Source organism: Campylobacter sp. 2018MI01 (assembly GCF_018501205.1).
In the GTDB taxonomy this organism is placed as follows: Bacteria; Campylobacterota; Campylobacteria; order Campylobacterales; family Campylobacteraceae; genus Campylobacter_E.
The window spans coordinates 1-18,407 of the sequence record NZ_JAHCZE010000009.1; the positions used below are offsets into that span (position 1 = coordinate 1).

At 27.5% G+C, this 18,407-nt stretch carries 19 protein-coding genes; 4 read left to right on the plus strand and 15 right to left on the minus strand.

Annotation, left to right across the window (positions count from 1 at the left end):
* Positions 1–2: 2 nt before the first annotated feature.
* A complete protein-coding gene (locus tag KJQ97_RS02765) occupies positions 3–926 on the minus strand; it encodes a hypothetical protein (protein WP_214118062.1) in 924 nt (307 codons plus the stop codon).
* A gap of 105 nt (positions 927–1,031) precedes the next feature.
* Between KJQ97_RS02765 and KJQ97_RS02770 the strand changes: the two genes are divergently transcribed.
* Together KJQ97_RS02770 and KJQ97_RS02775 are read left to right on the plus strand one after the other, a co-directional pair.
* The gene (locus KJQ97_RS02770; protein WP_214118064.1) at positions 1,032–1,454 is read left to right on the plus strand and encodes a MarR family transcriptional regulator; all 423 of its coding nucleotides are present in this window, start codon (positions 1,032–1,034) and stop codon (positions 1,452–1,454) included.
* A 57-nt stretch (positions 1,455–1,511) separates the two neighbouring features.
* Positions 1,512–1,871, plus strand: a complete 360-nt coding sequence (locus KJQ97_RS02775; RefSeq protein ID WP_214119886.1) for a cupin domain-containing protein — start codon at positions 1,512–1,514, stop codon at positions 1,869–1,871.
* Positions 1,872–1,894: 23 nt separating this feature from the next.
* Here KJQ97_RS02775 and gltS read toward each other — a convergent pair whose 3' ends face one another.
* The 11 genes from gltS to prfB all read right to left on the minus strand — a co-directional run bounded on the left by gltS (position 1,895) and on the right by prfB (position 11,195).
* Complete coding sequence (gltS, locus tag KJQ97_RS02780; protein ID WP_214119887.1) at positions 1,895–3,085, minus strand: sodium/glutamate symporter; 1,191 nt, start codon at positions 3,083–3,085, stop codon at positions 1,895–1,897.
* Positions 3,082–3,954: a formimidoylglutamase gene (locus KJQ97_RS02785; protein ID WP_214119888.1), complete on the minus strand. Its 873-nt coding sequence runs from the start codon at positions 3,952–3,954 to the stop codon at positions 3,082–3,084. The genes gltS and KJQ97_RS02785 overlap by 4 nt, the downstream gene beginning before the upstream one ends.
* A 113-nt stretch (positions 3,955–4,067) precedes the next feature.
* Entirely contained in the window at positions 4,068–5,612 is a 1,545-nt protein-coding gene (citF, locus tag KJQ97_RS02790; protein WP_214118076.1) for a citrate lyase subunit alpha, read from the minus strand.
* Between the two features lie 2 nt (positions 5,613–5,614).
* A complete protein-coding gene (locus KJQ97_RS02795) occupies positions 5,615–6,505 on the minus strand; it encodes an aldolase/citrate lyase family protein (RefSeq protein WP_214119889.1) in 891 nt (296 codons plus the stop codon).
* Positions 6,499–6,789 carry a citrate lyase acyl carrier protein gene (gene citD / locus KJQ97_RS02800; protein ID WP_239802947.1) on the minus strand — a complete coding sequence of 97 codons (291 nt, stop codon included), beginning with the start codon at positions 6,787–6,789 and terminating at the stop codon, positions 6,499–6,501. The genes KJQ97_RS02795 and citD overlap by 7 nt, the downstream gene beginning before the upstream one ends.
* A gap of 56 nt (positions 6,790–6,845) precedes the next feature.
* Positions 6,846–7,844 carry a [citrate (pro-3S)-lyase] ligase gene (gene citC, locus KJQ97_RS02805; RefSeq protein WP_214119890.1) on the minus strand — a complete coding sequence of 333 codons (999 nt, stop codon included), beginning with the start codon at positions 7,842–7,844 and terminating at the stop codon, positions 6,846–6,848.
* Positions 7,844–8,755 carry an SDR family NAD(P)-dependent oxidoreductase gene (locus KJQ97_RS02810; protein ID WP_214119891.1) on the minus strand — a complete coding sequence of 304 codons (912 nt, stop codon included), beginning with the start codon at positions 8,753–8,755 and terminating at the stop codon, positions 7,844–7,846. Before KJQ97_RS02810 ends, citC begins: the two co-directional genes overlap by 1 nt.
* A gap of 9 nt (positions 8,756–8,764) precedes the next feature.
* Entirely contained in the window at positions 8,765–9,565 is an 801-nt protein-coding gene (locus KJQ97_RS09910; protein ID WP_275591982.1) for a DnaJ domain-containing protein, read from the minus strand.
* A 67-nt stretch (positions 9,566–9,632) separates the two neighbouring features.
* Positions 9,633–9,836, minus strand: a complete 204-nt coding sequence (locus KJQ97_RS02820; RefSeq protein WP_214119892.1) for a hypothetical protein — start codon at positions 9,834–9,836, stop codon at positions 9,633–9,635.
* Positions 9,829–10,071: an NINE protein gene (locus tag KJQ97_RS02825; protein ID WP_214119893.1), complete on the minus strand. Its 243-nt coding sequence runs from the start codon at positions 10,069–10,071 to the stop codon at positions 9,829–9,831. Before KJQ97_RS02825 ends, KJQ97_RS02820 begins: the two co-directional genes overlap by 8 nt.
* A gap of 23 nt (positions 10,072–10,094) precedes the next feature.
* A complete protein-coding gene (gene prfB / locus KJQ97_RS02830; protein ID WP_214118087.1) occupies positions 10,095–11,195 on the minus strand; it encodes a peptide chain release factor 2 in 1,101 nt (366 codons plus the stop codon).
* A gap of 80 nt (positions 11,196–11,275) precedes the next feature.
* Here prfB and rimO point away from each other — a divergent pair, with 80 nt between their 5' ends.
* Both rimO and tilS read left to right on the plus strand, forming a co-directional pair.
* Positions 11,276–12,589 (plus strand): 30S ribosomal protein S12 methylthiotransferase RimO, encoded by a 1,314-nt coding sequence (gene rimO / locus KJQ97_RS02835; protein WP_214118089.1) that lies wholly within the window; start codon positions 11,276–11,278, stop codon positions 12,587–12,589.
* Positions 12,579–13,577: a tRNA lysidine(34) synthetase TilS gene (tilS, locus tag KJQ97_RS02840; RefSeq protein ID WP_214119894.1), complete on the plus strand. Its 999-nt coding sequence runs from the start codon at positions 12,579–12,581 to the stop codon at positions 13,575–13,577. The genes rimO and tilS overlap by 11 nt, the downstream gene beginning before the upstream one ends.
* A gap of 256 nt (positions 13,578–13,833) precedes the next feature.
* Here tilS and KJQ97_RS02845 read toward each other — a convergent pair whose 3' ends face one another.
* The 3 genes from KJQ97_RS02845 to KJQ97_RS02855 all read right to left on the minus strand — a co-directional run bounded on the left by KJQ97_RS02845 (position 13,834) and on the right by KJQ97_RS02855 (position 18,405).
* Positions 13,834–15,060, minus strand: a complete 1,227-nt coding sequence (locus tag KJQ97_RS02845; RefSeq protein ID WP_214119895.1) for a BspA family leucine-rich repeat surface protein — start codon at positions 15,058–15,060, stop codon at positions 13,834–13,836.
* A gap of 151 nt (positions 15,061–15,211) precedes the next feature.
* A complete protein-coding gene (locus tag KJQ97_RS02850) occupies positions 15,212–16,747 on the minus strand; it encodes a DUF262 domain-containing protein (RefSeq protein WP_214119896.1) in 1,536 nt (511 codons plus the stop codon).
* Positions 16,744–18,405, minus strand: coding sequence for a DUF262 domain-containing protein (locus tag KJQ97_RS02855; protein WP_214119897.1), 1,662 nt, complete (start codon positions 18,403–18,405; stop codon positions 16,744–16,746). Before KJQ97_RS02855 ends, KJQ97_RS02850 begins: the two co-directional genes overlap by 4 nt.
* Positions 18,406–18,407: the final 2 nt, after the last annotated feature.

Below are 18,407 nucleotides of genomic sequence, written 5' to 3' on the forward strand. Positions count from 1 at the left end.
ATCTAAAACCTATTAATTATTTCTATTTCGCTTTGTTTAAAGTCTAGCGTTTGGGCTTTATTATTTAAATTAAGCTCTATATAAACAACATCACTTAAGCTAGATAAAATCAATACATCTTTTAATACATAATTTCCATCGCTTAATTTACAGATATTTTTCTCTCCTTTTTTAATATCACAATCATTAATATCTAGCTTTTTATAATTTATAAAATAACTCATATATAAACTATTTTTACTAACTACAATATCAGTTCTAAACCCACCAATGTTGGCTAATTTAACAACTTTAATATCAAGACTAAAAAAATACCAAATAGAGCAAATTATCCAAATAATTTTTATAATCAAACTAAATCTTTTAAAAAAATATGCAAAAAAACATAAAGTAATAAATATAGCCATCATAACATTTAAGCAATGATTTATCGTTGGAAAAGTTACATTTTCGTTTTGATATATTTGAACTAAACTTAAAAATACTAATTCAATTATGATAATTACTATAATTACAAATAATAAAAATACTCTTTCATACAAAAAATTAAGAATTTTAAAGCCAAATTTATTTGACTTTTTTCTTTTACAAGCTAAAAGCACAACAAATTCAATCATAACATAAGGAATAATCCCTATAAAAATAGAATAAACAAAACACACATATCCAAATGTAAGTAATAAATTAAAATCAAATCTAGGCAAATACCCAACTTCAAATAAATAATATTTTGTATAAGCTATTACAGAAACAAAAGTTATTAAAACTAAAGAAAATCTCATAGTTTTTACAAATATATTGGCGAGTTTTAATAATTTAAAATAATTAAAATAAAGCCTTTTAAACTCTCTTTTGTAATTTAACATTAATCTTTTAGTATTCCTAGCAAAACAAATTCTAAATTTCTTTAAAAATTTATCAGACATTTTTACTCCTTTTTTTAAATTTAGCAAAAATATCTTTTACTTTTTAAAAAATTCAATAAATTTTTTAATATTTTTATATAATAAAAAAAATTATAAGGACAAAATATGAACTCAAGCTTATTTTTAATGGGAAGAATAAAAGAACTATCAAATGAATTGATTTTAAAAGAACTTAGCAAAAGAGTAGAATTTGATTTATCCTTTTCTCACGCTGATATTTTAAATATATTATTTGATGAAAAAGAATATTGTATGGTTCAAATAGCACAAAAAATACATAGAAGCAAGGCTACAATTAGCTCTTTAATAGACAAATTAGAACAAAATGGATATATCACAAAAAGCCAAAGTAGTAACGATAGTAGAATGTATTTAATAAAAGCAACTCAAAAAACTTTAGATTTAAAACCAATATTTGAAGAAGTATCAAATATAGTTTTTGAAAAATTACTTAAAAACTTTTCAAAAGCAGAAGAGTTATTTTTAGAAGAATTATTAGAAAAAATGCTAAATAACATAAAAAATTAAAATATATTTAACTTTTTATGCAAAAATAGTTCGTTATCAAACTAAAAAGGAGTTAAAATGAGTAATGGATTTAGTGTAAAAAGTCTAGGAGAATTTAAAAATATTCAAAGAATTGATTTAAAAGAAGCTTTAGGGTTTACATCTTGTGAAATAAGTATTAACACAATGGAAGCAAATACTAATGTGCCTTTTGTTCATCATCATAAAGAAAATGAAGAAGTTTATATTATCTTAGATGGTAATGGGGAAATAAAGTTAGATAATGAACTAATTTTAATTAAAACAGGAGATATAATCAGAGTTGCACCTAGTGTAAAAAGACAGATTTTTGCAAAAACTAAACTAAATTATATCTGTATTCAGGCAAAAGAAAATTCTCTAACCCAATACACTTTTAGTGATGGCGTAGTAGAGTAATTTAACTTAGGAGCAATCCTAAGTTAAGCAAATATATTAATCAAATAAGTATTCAAAGGAATAGCCACAATATCTATCAAAACAGAACCACACAAAGGAACTATCAAAAACGCAGGTTTTGAGAATAAAGAATATCTATTGCAAGCAGCATTCATATTTGCAACCGCATTAGGAGTAGCACCCAAGCCATGCCCCATTAATCCAGCACACATAATAGCACTATCATAGTTTTTCCCACACAATCTAAACACAACAAATATTGCAAACAATACTAAAACAACAACTTGAACAAAAAGCGTAATCAATAAAGGCATAGCAACCACGCTTAATTCATTGATTTTTAAACTCATCATAGCCATAGTTAAAAATATTCCTAAGCTAAGCTCACTAATAGTATCTATTGTGTATTGATTTAATTTAAATATATTAAAAATATCATTTATATTTCTAATTAGCATTGCTATTAACATAGCGCCCACATAGCTTGGCAAAGAATAACCGCTAAGTTTTGTAAATAATGAACTTATATAAAATCCAATGCACATAATACAAAGTATTAAAAATAAAGATTTTAAAAATTCTTGATAACTTGCGTGATGAATATTGTGCTTTAGCGGGTCAATATCTTGTATATCTTCGTTTGTTTTTATCTCTAATTTATATTTAAGTATTAAATATCTACATAAAGGCCCACCGAGTAAAGAGCCGCTTATTAAACCAAAAGTAGCCGCTGCAATTGCTACTACTTTAGCATTGCTAAGACCACTTAAATCTTCCACCATACCACCAAAAGCAATAGCATTTCCGTGTCCTCCTTCTAAAGCAACAGCCCCACTTAAAATTCCATATAAACTATTTAGCCCAAAAGCATTCATCATAGTAATTCCAATAGCATTTTGCATAATAGCCATTGCCCAGCAACACGCTAAATATATTAAAAGCAATTTACCACCAACTTTTAATAATCTAGCACTTCCGCTAAGCCCTACAACACTAAAAAATACAACCATAAAAGGAGTTTGCAAGGACTTATCAAATTCTATATTAATATCTATAAAGGTTAAAAACCATACTAAAATACTTACCAAAAATCCACCAACAACAGGAGCTGGGATACAAAATTTTTCTAAAAAATTGATTTTGGTTTTTAAAAACATTCCAAACAATAAAACACCAATGCTAATTGCCAATACGCTCAAACTATTAAAACTCATATAACAGCCTTTCTTAATAAAATATAAGCTAAATAAGCGCTTAATTTAGCAGTATGATTATCTATATCATATTTTGGATTAAACTCGCAAATATCAGCTAAAGCAACTTTTTTACTATCTAAAATAATTTTTAGTATCGGTAAAATTTGTTGCAAACTAATACCATAAACAGCAGGAGCACTAACACCTGGTGCATAACTTAAAGAAAACACATCAATATCAATACTAAGATATAAAACATCGCAATCTAATATAAATTCTTTTACAATTTTTGCTGAATTATCAAAGTCTTTATCTAAAACATATTTAGCATTCATATCTTGCATAGTATTAAATAAAGCTTGAGTATTTGATAAAGCATTTGCCCCAATACATAAATATTTATAAGAATAATTATTTGATTTTGCGTATTTATAAGCTTCATAAAACGAATTGCCTGAAGTGTGTTGGGGTTGAATTCTCACATCAAAATGTGCGTCAAAATTAATAACACCTACATTTTGTTTATTATCTAATAAAGCCTTAATTCCAGCCAAAGAAGTTTCGTGACCACCACCTAAAATAACGCAATAATCTTGATTTTTTAATACTAAATTAAGCTTATCGTATAATAAATCATCAGCTTCTTCTAGGCTTTTAAAATTATCAATATTACCTAAATCATCAAAGCTAAAATCATCAAATACAGCAAAATTTGCCATATTTTTTCTAATAATATTCGGTGCTAATTCGCTACCAACTCTTCCGTGATTTCTATCTACACCTAAACTAGAACAAAATCCTATTAATTTATTTGAAGATGAAGTATTTAAACATTTAAAAACTCTGTTATGAATACTTTCTTCGCCATCATTTCTTCCAATCCACATAAAACTCTCCTTAAATATCTTATACTTTAAATTGTTTTAATTAAATAAACAAGAAATACTTAAAAATTGAGTTTAATATGTGTAATTTGGTAATAAAATTAGGAAATAAATTCCTAATTTTGTAAAGATTTATAAATCACATCTAAAACGCTGCCATCACGATATTCTACAACGCCTACTACCTCATCGCCAAATTTAATACTAGCTGGTTTGCCTGTGATTTTCTCTGCCATTTCTTTTAGTTCTTCAATCGTATATAATTTAATACCTGCTTTTGTGAAATTCTCTATTAAATCAGTTCTTTTAGGATTTACTGCAATTCCGTAATCAGTGCAAACCACATCAACATTTGCTCCTGGGGTGCAAATCGTGCTTACATTATCAACTACGATTGGAATTCTAGCACGAATTAATGGTGCTAAAATCATTGCAATTTTTGCACCTTCAGCAGTATCTTGGTGTCCGCCTATTGCTTGATTAATAACACCTGTTGAAGTAGTAATTACATTTACATTGAAATTCGTATCAATCTCAAGTGCTCCTAACATTACAAAATCTAATTGATTTACCGCTGGAGTAACTAGATTTGGATTTGCATAAAAAGATGCTGATATTTCATAATGTTTTGGGTTTTTTGCAAGTGAGCTAACAGCATCTAAATCAAAACTTTGAGTATCAAAAAGCGCATCCATCAAACCATTTTCATGCAAATCAACTAAGGCAGCAGTGATACCACCAACACCTAAACTAGCAGTGATATTATGCTTAATCATCTCTTCTTTTAAAAGCTTAGTTACTGCTAAAGAAGCGCCCGCAGCTCCTGTTTGGAAACTAAAGCCATTTTTAAATAAACCTGATGCTAAGATACATTTTAAAGCATTTTCAGCTATTAAAATATCTCTTGGATTATCATTAAAACGAATTGCACCTGATACTATGCCTTTTGGATCGCCAATACTCTCAATCTCACAAACAAAATCCACCATAGTTTGGTCAATACTAGCAGGAAGATTTATCCCATCTACTAAATTATCAGTAATTGCAATAACTTTATTAGCATACATAGCATCAACCTTAGCATAACCTAAACTACCACAAGCAGATTTGCCTGTATAACCATTAAGATTACCAAATTTATCACAACTTGGAGCACCAATAAATGCTACATCAATTTTAAGCGAGCCATCCTCAATAGCTCTAGCACGACCACCATGACTTCTAATAATTACAGGAGTTTTTAATCCACCATTACTAATAAAAGAACCCAATGGCTCTCTTAGACCACTTGTTTGAAGACTTGTTACAACACCATTTTTAATATGCTCAATTAAAGGTTTATGGCAAGTTGAAAGAGAGCTTGCTGCTACACAAAGATTTTTAATACCTAGCTTGCTTATTTCTTCTAAAACTAGATTTAAAATATAATCTCCACTTCTAAAATGGTGATGAAAACTTATTGTCATACCATCTTTTAAGCCTGATTTTATAATAGCGTCTTTTATACTTGAGACTAATTTATCTTCTTTTTTGCCAACTCTAATAGCTGCACCGATTTTACGCTCTTTTGGTTGTTTTAATTCTCCACTATATACAACTACATCTTTATAATTAGCAATTTTATTAGGTATTTTTCTATTAACTGCATTTACTTTATACATAATCATTCTCCTTTATAAAGACCACTAGCTTTAGCTAATTCAAGCACTCTTAAAGCTCTAATAATAATTGGACCATCTACCATTTTGCCATCAACTGCAATTACACCTATGCTATTTTTTTCCGCTTCTTTAGCTGCATTTACTACTTTTAAAGCGTCTATTATTTCTTTTTCTTTTGGAGTATAAATATCATGAACTATTTTGATTTGACTTGGATGAACTACTGATTTGCCATCAAAACCTAAGTCTTTTATAAATTGCACTTCTTCAGCAAATGCAACTTTATCTTTTATATTTGAAAAAACAGTGTCAAAACAATATAAATTATTGCTTCTTGCTGCGTGAATTATCTGCTCTCTTGCATAATAAAGCTCCATTGCGTGTTTGCTTCTAGTTGTTTTTAAATTCGTTACATAATCTTCAGCTCCAAGAGCAATCCCCATTAATCTATCACTTGCCTTTGCAATCTCACAAGCATTAATAACCCCAGTAGCACTCTCAATTGCTGCTAGAATTAAAGTTTTTCTAGGACGATTTAGTTTATGCTCAACTTCGCTTATTAACTCATCTACTTCTTTAACTTCGTTTGCATTATCAGTCTTTGGAAGTCTTATAACATCAACTCCAGCACTAACCATAGCTATTACATCATCTCTTCCGTAAGGAGAATTTAAAGCATTTATTCTTACAACAACTTCAGTTGAACCATAATTAATCTTTTTAAGAGTTTCATAAGTTAGCATTCTAGCCGCATCTTTTGCTGAAATACTTACTGCATCTTCTAAGTCAATCATAATAGAATCACTTCCATAAATATGTGCGTCTATTAATTTTGCAGGTGCATTTCCGGGCAAGAACATCATACTTCTTCTAAGTCTATCTTTATTTAGCATAATTCACTCTCCCAATCATAATCTTTTAAACTAGCTCTAAAAATAGCAGTTTTAAGTCTTGCACGAATTACTAAATCAAGCGCTCCTTTATCTTCTATTTTTATTGTTACATTTTTAATATCATATTCATCTAATACTTCATTAACGCTAGCTAATATTTGTTCTCCAAATTGTTTATAAACACTAGAATTTAATTCAATTTTCCTTCCCACATTAGCAGGACTTACACTAATTAAAACATCGCCTGATTCTAATGAACCAGCACTTGCAATAGTTGTAATCATCAAATCTCCTAATTAATTAAATTTTTTAAGTTTTCTTTTATTATTACAAAGATAACTTAATTTTTAGTTATTAAATTGTTTTTTAAATACTCATAAGTTGAATTAGCACAAAGGGATTTTAACTCCTTATTATTTAAATAATCCTTATCATTTAAAATAATTTTTCTAATCCTACTTGCACTTATTACTTTTTTATTTATTCTAGCTCTACTGATTTCATAGAATTTGATTTTAAATTCTTTTAAAATTTCTTTTGCTTTTTGGTTGTAATCTTTTGTTATTTTATCTTTTGGTTCTGTCCCAAAAAATCTCATATTTATCCCTAAAATAGGTGCTATTTTTGTAGCAAATAATGTAATATCAAGCCTTGAATAAATCTCATTAACATTAGCATTATCCTTTAAAAAATATGTAGGAAAAGTAGCTTTTGAAATAATATAATTTTTACTTTCGTGAATTATTATGTTTTTATAATCTTTTAATTCATTTCTTACAATCTCAAGCCTTGCTTTTGTATTAAACATACTTAAATCTTCGCTTAAAATAAATATATGCAAGATTTCGCAGTGTTTTAAGGCTTTTTGAATTAAATATAAATGCCCTTTACTCATAGGATTTAAATTCATTACAATTGAGCCAATTTTTTTTGCTCTTTTATAATGTTTAGCTAGTTCAAATTTATAATTTTCATAATTTAATTTTGTGTTTTCAAATAACGCAACATCTTTTGTAAGACATAATAAATAAAGCCCTAAACTCTCAAATACTTTTACATTACAAGGCTTTGTAAATATAAAATATTCATTTATATTTAATTCTCTTAATTTATCTGCAATTTGAGTTAGTAAAGTAGCACTAAAATTATTACCTTGTAAAGATTTATCAATTGCTATACATTTTACAATATTACCGCTTATACAAGCACTTGCTTTAATCTCTTCATTTTCTTCATAAACTAAAGCATATTCTATATCTTCATCGCATTTTAAATCAAATCTTTTTAAAAATAATTCTAATTTTTCTCTTTCATAAGCTAATAATAAATATCTAAACATTAAAACCTAGCTTCGTGTTCTAATTGATTTTTGCAAATATCTTCTATTGAATACTCTAATTCATATTTTAATAAATTACAAGACTTAATTTTATCGCAATGGTCATTTTTTAAAGCTATTGTTATATCTATTTCTTTTTTGCTTAACTTTTCTACTAATTTGATTAGATTTTCTACACTTATACTTTCTTTGCTAGCTATTGTAGTGCATATATTTTCTTTGGTTGTATAAAGCTCGCTAGCTACTTTTAAATTAATATTAACAATATCATCAATATGTGCGAAATGATAATTCTCATCATAGTTAAAATCACGACCTAATTCAGACTTACCGCAAGCAATTCTTGTGATATTTTTAATAATTGAATAATGTTCAAATTCTCCTAAAAATATCTTAGAATAATACCCTGCAATATTGCAATATCTTAAAATTGCATAAGAAAAATCAGGATTGCTTCTAGCATAATCTTGTATCATATTTTCAGCTAAGATTTTTGTCTTAACATAAGCATCACAGGTATTTTCCAATCCTACATTAGCAAATATACTTGATGGATATATTAAAGTCTTAACTTTAAATTTTTTCATAGCTTTTAATAATTTAAAAAGATTTATGATATTGTTTTCATAAAAAGTTAGATTATCTTTTTTACTAAAATTCTCATTGCTAGTTGCTGCAAAATGAAATACCATATCAATTTTAAATCTTGACATTACATCTTCTAAAGCTTCGCTATTTGAAATATCAACTTCATAAAAATCAACTTCATAATATTTTTTTATATTTTTTATAGCTTTTTTGTTTTTACCGCTTAAATTATCAATTCCAATTACCTTATGCCCAGCTTCTAAAAATCCAGATGCAGTGGCTGAGCCAATATATCCTGCAACACCTGTTATTAAAACTACCACTTTACTTCCTTAACTTAATTTTTGTTTTAAAATCTCATAAGCTTCATTAATCTCATGAAATTTCTCTATCCCTGCTCTTAGCTCGCTTTCGCTAAGATTTTTTGTGTTTAACACATCAGGATGATATTTTTTAGCAAGTCTTCTATATGCTGCTTTTACTTCAACTAAACTAGCATTAGGACTTAATTCTAAAACCTCATAAGGGTCTTTTTTAATTTTATTATTATTTTGTTTGTTATTGTTACCAAAATTTATAAATTGTGCAAATTCTTGTGTAACACCAAAAATCTCTGCAATTTCTTTTAACGCAAAAATCTTTTTTTCACTAAAACCATCAATACTCGCACAATAAAGCAAACTTTGCATAATATTAAGCTTTTCATTTTTGCTTAAAATAAAATTATTTTTAAGCTCTTGTGCCACTATCCTATAATTTTCTGGATTTTCTTTAGCTTCTTTAAAAACCTTTTTTAATCTCTCACGCTCAACTAAATTATAAGAATTATTATCTAGTATTAATTTTATAAATTCAGCTTCTTTAGGCGAAATTACTCCATCAAGTTTAGCTATTTTTGCAATAAGTGCGACTAGGTATTCAGCATATCCGCCTTTCATTTTAGTAAATTGATTATTTAAAATATTTCCTTTAAAAAATAAAGGTAATAAAATTGCTCCAATAAGCCCTAAAATAGCCGTTAAAATAGTCCCTAATATTATCGCAAAAAATGATATTATGGTTCTAATAATACCCTTACCTGTAATAAATCCTATAATTGCTAAAATTATTATTAATAATAAAAATATATTCAATTTTCTTCCTTTATAACACTTAAAATCTTTTGGAAATTATCGTTTTTCCTTTGTAATAATCAAATTTTTATTTTTTATCATAGCCTTCAATGTAAGCTAAAACTTTTTTGTAATTTTCCTTGCGAATACCATTTGCTATAGCAAATAATTCTATAACATATATAATGGTTAATAAAAATCCCAAAAATAAAAAACAAAGAAAAGCAATAAGTCCGTCACTACGATGGAAAAATAAACTATAAATTTTTTCTACAACTTTAATCTCAGTCATCGCCATTAATAAAATAATTGTAAAAGAAAAAAAATAATAAAAACTTTATAAATGCTAAAATAAAATCACCCTTATAAATCCTATCAATACCACAAATTCCTATCGTAGCCGCTAGCATAAAACCTAAATTTGGATCTTTTAAACAAATATTCTTAGACAAATTCTTATCTTTTATAGTTTCTAAATCCTGCGTTCTTAGTCTATCTTGAAGATAAGATATTTGTTCTTCAGTCATTTTTTGCCTTTAAAAATTTACTATTAATCATTATCCTTAAGTGCAATTAATACACCTTCTATCATTTTTTTAATATCACCATCAAGTATCGCATCAACTTGGCTAAATGCCTCATTACTTCTAGCGTCTTTTACTTGCTGATAAGGAGCTAAAACATACGAGCGAATTTGATGCCCGAAACTATTTTCGCCAACTCCTCCCGTATCTTTTCCATCGTTTAATTTCTCCATTTCAAGTTCATATAATCTTGAACGAAGCATTTTATAAGCTGTGGCTTTGTTTTTATGCTGACTTCTATCGTTTTGGCATTGCACTACAATTCCTGTTGGAATATGAGTAATTCTTACTGCACTTTCTGTTTTATTTACATGCTGACCACCTGCACCACTTGCTCTATAATAATCAATTCTTATATCTTTTTCTTCAATTTCAATTTCTATATCATCATCAATTTCAGGTGCAACAATTACACTACAAAAACTCGTATGGCGTCTAGCATTACTATCAAATGGGCTAATTCTTACAAGTCTATGAACTCCGTGTTCAGCCTTAAAATACCCATAAGCATTAAGCCCACGAGCAACAAAGCTAACATCTTTTATCCCTGCTTCATCGCCTTCTTGATAATCTAGTGTTTCAACTTTAAAGCCTTCTCTTTCACAAAATCTCAAATACATTCTATAAACAATACTCGCCCAATCATTACTCTCCGTTCCACCTGCTCCTGGGTGAATATTAATAATTGCGTTTTTAGTATCGTTTTCTCCACTTAAAAGCATTGATATTTCAAGACTTTTAATAGTTTCTTCTAAATTAGGACTATCTATAAATAAAGCTTCTAAAGTCTCATAATCATTTTCTTTCACCGCAAGTTCAAACAACTCGCTAGTGCCTACTAATTCACTATTTGCAATTTCATATTTTGATACTAATTGATTTAATTTAGTTTTTTCTTTACCAAGCTCGGCTGCTCTTTTTGCATCAGCCCATAATGCTGGGTCTTCTTGCTCTTTTTCTATTTCTTTTATTCTTTCTTTTGCCTCGTTTGGTTTGATTATTTTTTCTATATTGTCAAGTTTTATTTGTAATTCTTTTAATAATTCACTAAATTCATAATTATCCAAATTTTGCTCCGTAGTTGTATTTTAAAGGCAAATCTTAGCTAAAATTTATTAAGATAATAGCTTTTTTAAAAGGAATTTAAATGAAATTATTTTTACAAAGTTTAGGCTGTAATAAAAACTTAGTTGATAGTGAAATTATGCTAGGTCGCTTAAAAGAATATGAAATTACTAATGAAGCAAGTGAAGCTGATGTATTGATAGTAAATACTTGTGGCTTTATAAAAAGTGCAAAAATTGAAAGTATTAATGCTATTTTAGAACTACACGAAATTAGAAAAAAAGGCTCAATTTTAGTAGTAACTGGCTGCTTAATGCAAAGATACAAAGATGAATTGGTTAAAGAATTGCCCGAAGTTGATTTATTTGCAGGAGTTAGCGAGTATGCAAAAATTGATGAATTAATAGCAAGTCGTGAAAGTAGATTTAGAGATTTTGTATATTTACAAGACGCAAATACTCAAAGAGTAATAACAGGCTCAAATACTCACGCTTATATAAAAATCGCTGAAGGTTGCAATCAAACCTGTAGCTTTTGTGCTATTCCTACATTTAAAGGCAAGTTAAAATCTCGCCCAATAGATGATGTAGTAGCTGAAGTTAAAGGCTTAGTTGCTAGGGGATTTTATGATTTTTCATTCATTGCTCAAGATACAAGCTCTTATTTAAAAGACTTAAAAATTAGCGATGGTTTAGAGAATTTAATTTCAGAAATTGAAAAAATTGAAGGCATAAAGGCTGCTAGAATTTTATACCTATACCCAAGCTCAATTAAGCCTAGTTTAATTACTAAAATAATTAATTCAAAAGTATTTGTGAATTATTTTGATATGCCACTTCAACACTCAAGCGATAAATTATTAAAAATTATGAAGCGTGGCTATGATAAGGCTAAGGCTATTAGCTTTTTAGAGCAAATGAGAGCAGCTCCTAATAGCTTTTTAAGAACTGGTTTTATCGTAGGACACCCAGGAGAAAGTGAAGAAGATTTTGAAGATTTATGCGAGTTTATTAAAGAATTTGATTTTGATAGAATTAGTGTGTTTGCATATTCAAAAGAAGAAGATACCGCCGCTTACTCAATGCAACAAATCAATGCAAATACTATTAAAAGTAGGCTAAAAAAGATTGAAAAAATCGTAGATGCTAAAATCAATGCAAGTTTTGAAAAAATGCTAAATCAAGAAATAATAGCAAGTTGTTTAGGAGAATCTAGCGAAGGCGAGTTTTTTATAGGTGCTAAGCCGCTTTTATTTGATAGAGATATAGATGGAGAAATCTTAATAAATGAAAGTGAAATAGGAGAGCTAAAAGTGGGTGATTTAATAGTTTGTAAAATCACTCAAGTGCATGAAAAAACACTAATAGCAACTGCAATTAGACGCTATGAGAATTGAATATTTAGAAGAGCTAAAAGGTAAAAAAAACCTTTTAGCATTTTCACACGGGACTGATAGCACGGCACTTTTTTATGCACTTTTAGAGCTTTGTGAGTTTGATTTATGCCTTGTGAATTATCAGACTAGAATTAATTCAAATAACGAAGAGCAAAGCGCTATAAAATTAGCAAAAGCTCATAACAAAAAAATCTTTACTAAAAAAGTAAATCTTGATAATAATAATTTTGAAAGTAATGCTAGAAAATATAGATATGATTTTTTTGATGAATTAATGCAAGATTATGATAATTTAATAGTAGCTCATAATTTAAATGATAGGTTTGAGTGGTTTTTAATGCAAATTACAAAAGGTGCGGGATTATGCAATCTATTGGGTTTTAACGGGATTGATACAAGGAAAAATTATAAAATAATTCGCCCATTAATTAATACTAGCAAAGATGAAATTATGCTGTATTTAAATGAGAATAATTATGAATATTTTCAAGATGAAAGTAATTTTAATACCAAATATAAAAGAAACGAAATTAGATTAAATTATGCAAATGATTTTGTAAAACACTACGCAAATGGCATAAGAAATACTTTAAAATATTTAGAATTTGATAAGAGTAAAATATGTAAAGATAGCTTGGTTTATAAAGGAATTTATTTTTGTAAAGATGAAAATTCTTTAGATAAAGCTATTAAAAAACTAGGTTTTGTAAGCTCATCAAAGCAAAAATTAGAGCTAAAAAACCAGCTAAATAAAAACAACGAAGCCGAGCTTTATTTTAGGACTGATTGTGTTTGTGTTTGCTTTTATAAAGGATTTTTTATGGTTTTTTTAAAGGCTATTACAAAGCTTAGTAAGGAGCAAAAAGACGCTTATAGACTAGCAAAAGTGCCAAAAAATCTTAGATTTTTCCTAGCGTTAAATAATATAAAACTAAATGAATTAATAAATCTTACAAAAAACCTAAAATCAACTCATAATAATTATTGATATTTGATTTTAGGAATTTCTTTTTATGTAAAGATTAAATATTTAAGATAATGATTTAATACTTAATTTGCTGATTTTATAGTAATTTTTACTAAAACCAATAACTACAATTTTAATCATTTTTAAAATATAAATAAAAAATATTTAATCTACTTCAAGCAAATTTGTTGTTTTATAGTAACTCTTCTTTATTTTTAAATTATATTTTTTCATAAAATCTTTTTTTAATAAATTGAAATTCCTGTTTTAAATTCCCTTAATATTCATCAAAATATATAATATCAGTATCTTCATCGTAGTTTTTATAGTATTCTAAATAAAAATCAGGCAAGGTTTTTAAACTTTCACACCCATCAAACATCTCATACATATTCTCAACACTATTTGTGTATAAATTAATAAATTTATCAAAACTCGTGCAATCTTTAAACATCTCGCTCATATCCACTACATTTTTTGTATCAAAATCTACATATTGATTAAAACTAGAGCATTTAGCAAACATCGCATTCATATTTACTACATTTTTTGTGTCAAAATCAAGCTCTTGATTAAATTTAGAACAACCCGCAAACATAGCACTCATATCTTTTACATTGCTTGTATTAAAATCAAGCTTTTGATTAAATTCTTTACAATCATAAAACATACAATTCATATCTTCTACATTTTTGGTATCAAAACTAAGCTTTTGGTTAAAACTCTTACAACCTGCGAACATTTCAACCATTTGTTTTACATTTTTTGTATCAAAACTAAGCAGTTGATTAAAATTTGTACATTTATAAAACATACCATTCATATTTTTTACTTTACTAGTATCAAACTCTAGTTCTTGGTTAAAATTACTACACCATGCAAACATTTCACACATATAAACCACATTAGAAGTATCAAAACTAAGTCCTTGATTAAAGCTAACGCAATTAGCAAACATTCTTGTCATATCTTTTACACTGCTTGTATCAAAACTAAGCTCTTGATTAAATTCTTTGCACTCATAAAACATCCCACTCATATCTTTTACATTGCTAGTATTAAAACAAATCGCTTGATTTAGTTTTTTACATCCTAAAAACATCGCTCTCATATCTTCTACACTAGAAGTATCAAAACTAAGCTCTTGATTAAAGCTAACACAATTAGCAAACATTCCATGCATATCTTTTACATTGCCAGTATTAAGGCAAATCGCTTGATTTAGTTTTTTACATCCATAAAACATTCCTTCCATATTTGTTACATTTTTGGTATCAAACTCAAGCTTTTCGTTAAAATGCATACACCCTGCAAACATCATACTCATATTCACTACATTGCTAGTATTCCATTCGTTTATACCACTAAAATCAGTTCTTTTACTGTCCTCAAAAAGCCCACTCATATCGGTAATTAAACTTGTATCAATATCACCTAGATAAATGCTCTCATCAATTACTAGCTCTTTTAGCTCGGCTTTTGTAGTTGGTTTGTATTTTTTCATCTTTTATCCTTGAAAATTTTTGTAGTTATATCATAAGCATGTGCCTGATCTTGTCCATATAAAAATATTTTGAAAATATTTGGAATTTATATCCGTAAAATACACGAAATAAATTCATCTCGTGTATTTTCTAATTCCTATTTTAAATTCTTTATTTTTCAGCTATTTTATCTTTTAAGCTATTTAAATATGCATTAGCTTCACCTTCACTCCACCCATCGCTACTAAAAGCTAATTGACAATGCTCTAAAATGTAGCGTTTTTTTGATTTTATACAATCATCATGGTGTTTATTTAATTCTATACAATCATCAATGACTTGTTTTTTCATAATGAAAGGCAAATTCCCATAACTTCTATTTATAGAGCTATTTAATAAGCAAAGATTATAAATATTATCTTGATTAGGAAATTCTTCGCTCGTTAATTTTTTATAAGTTTCATCAAAATTATTGTTATTAATAAGCTCTTTTTGTTTTATCTCATTATAAAGCTCGATAAATTTTTCTTTTTGTTTATCATTTAGCTCTTTTTCTCCTGATTGTGGATGGATATGCTCTATGTCGTAGCTGTCATTTTTAAATAAATCAAAGCGAAAATAAGAGTTTTCTATGCCTAAATGGTATTTTATCTCATAGTATAAAAATACCTTTTTTAGCTCTATGGGTTGAAAATAGCTAAGATTTTTTATACCAAAACCATCTAAATATTTGTCAAAATTTTTATTTATATTATTTAAATACTCATCAAAATTTTTATTTATATTATTTAAATACTCATCAAAATTTTTATCACTCCCTTTAAAAACTTTCAAGTCTTCAAAGTATGCTAGATAGCCTATTTTATGATAAGTTTCTTTATCTTTATAAAGCTCTTTTAATTTTTCAAAAAGATTATAAATATAATCAAATTTCGTTTGTTCGTTGGGGAGTTTCGATTGTTCGGTGTATTTTTCATAGATATTTTTATCTTCGTAAATTATCTCAAATAGCACACTCATTCTATTTTTTCGCTCATTATTAGCTATAAAATAATAAAACCTATCATTAGCCAAAACGCTTTCTATCTCGCTCCATTGTTTAGCTAATTTTTGCTTTTCATCTTGGCTTGATAAGGCATTTATCATCTTAGCCTTTATTAGCTCTACTTCTTCTAGTGGGGTTTTATTAGCGTTTAGGTTTAAAAAATAATCTATTTGATTAGCATTAATTTCATGCCAAATTATTTTGATTTTATCTAGCTTTTCATCCAGCTTAAAGTTTTTTAAAATCTCTTTATTTTTTGTATTGTTAAAAAACTCAAAAACTTTTTTCATATAGTAAAAATCTATATTACTAGCACTATCACAAGTATCTAAGCGCTCTAAAAATTCTTTACTTTTAGCTCTAGTTTCATAGCTTATACTATAAGTTTTTTCTATCCCTAAAACCTTAGCCAAGATATAAAATGTAGTTAACCTTTGCTGTCCGTCTATCACTTCGTATTTATTATCGCCCTTATTTGCCACTACGATAGGTTGCATACAATAATAATCGCTATCTTTTAAACTTTTACTAAAAAACTCATTCAAATCATCCAGCAATGCCCCAGCCTCAAGCCTTCCCCATCTATACCCACGCTGATAACTTGGGATAAAAAAGTCATATTTATTATCTAAAAGCTCTTCTATACTTACCAAACCACTCATTTTATCTCCGTATCACCTGTGCTTGTGCGTTGTTTGTTTTTCATATAAATTACTTTTTTTTCTTCATTTATATAAAACATCCCATAACGCTCTTCTTTAAAATCTACTTTTTCAATAATTGTTGTGCTGATTAAATCTTCTTTTGAATATTCCCTGTATTGTTCATTCTTAGAAAAGAAATTATTGATTTGCTTTTTTAACTCACCAACATTAGTATCACCATCTCCATCTTCGCGATTAATAAAAAGAATATTTAGCATAAGATTTTCAACTATATCATATTCATTTTTACCATATCCTACACAATACCTTATATCCATATATTTTCTTTTTAAATCTGCATATTTTAAAAGCTTTTTTAAAAATTTTTTCTTAGTATCTTTATCTGCATTTTCTACTTCTTTAATCCTTTCATATACTTGCTTGTAATCACATTTTTCTAAAAGACTAACATCAGCATAAAAATACTTATGCTTTTCAAGTAGGTAAAAATAAGGATTATCGCTTGGTAATTCTAGTTTTTTTTCTGAATTAAAAAATTCTTTTACTTTTGTAGTAATATCACATTTTGAAATAATAAAACCATTATCAAACCATATTTTACCTAGAGATTGAATTTGGTTATTTAATTCTCTTGCATAGATTTTAAAGCTTTCACAATCTATATTACCATCAGCTACACACTGTATATAAAAAAATAAAATCCACTTAATTCTATTAGGGTCATTTTGTTTATTTAAACTTTTGTCTAACAATAACTCCTTAAAAAAGTGCTTATTTTTAGCAAGTCTATCAAGACTTATTCTAGTATCTAGCACATTTGAAAATACATCTTCTGTTGTGTGAAAATGATCTTCGTACCTAGCAAGTGCGGTTTCAAAGCTATCAATATACGAAAAGATAATTCTCATAATGTTTTCATCATATTTTCTATATTCATTCTTTTTATTAATCTTTTTTAAAAGTAACAAATGCTCTACTATAAAATCATAAAATCTTAAAAATGCTTTTTCATGATCTTCTTTAAAATACTTAAAAAATACTTCGCTCCAAGCATTATCTATTTTGTTAGCAAATTCTATTTTTAAGTCATCTTTTAAATAATTTAAAAGCTCAGCTCTAAAAATATCAAACTCACTTAAAGCCTTGCCCCTTGCATTTAGCTTGATATATAGCTCATCGCTTAAGTTAAAATCATCTAAGATTACTAAATCTAGGGTGATATTGCTTAGGTTTTTTGGATTTATTTCTTTTTTTAAGATTTCATCTTTTGCTTTATTTATAGCTTTTATATGTGGGTGGATACCCTTTGCGATTTCATCATTTTCTAAATGATTTTCTAAATTAGGTTCGCTTGTATTCTCAATCTCATTTTCATAACAAAGCTTATTTTCATCACAAACTAAACATAGTGTGCTAAGCCTTTGCTGTCCATCAATAGGATAAAAGATTTTTTCTCCATTTATCTCATCTTCTCTTCCATAAATTAGCCCTAAATGTAGCTTTTCATCACCTTCTAAAGCATTTTTGATTTCAGTTAAAAAATCATCGTATTTTTTATGATTTGACTGCACGAAATCCCTTTGTAATAAAGGGATTTTTACTTGATTATATGTGTCAAAAAAATCTTCTAAAGTCATCTTGCCATTTTCACTCACCT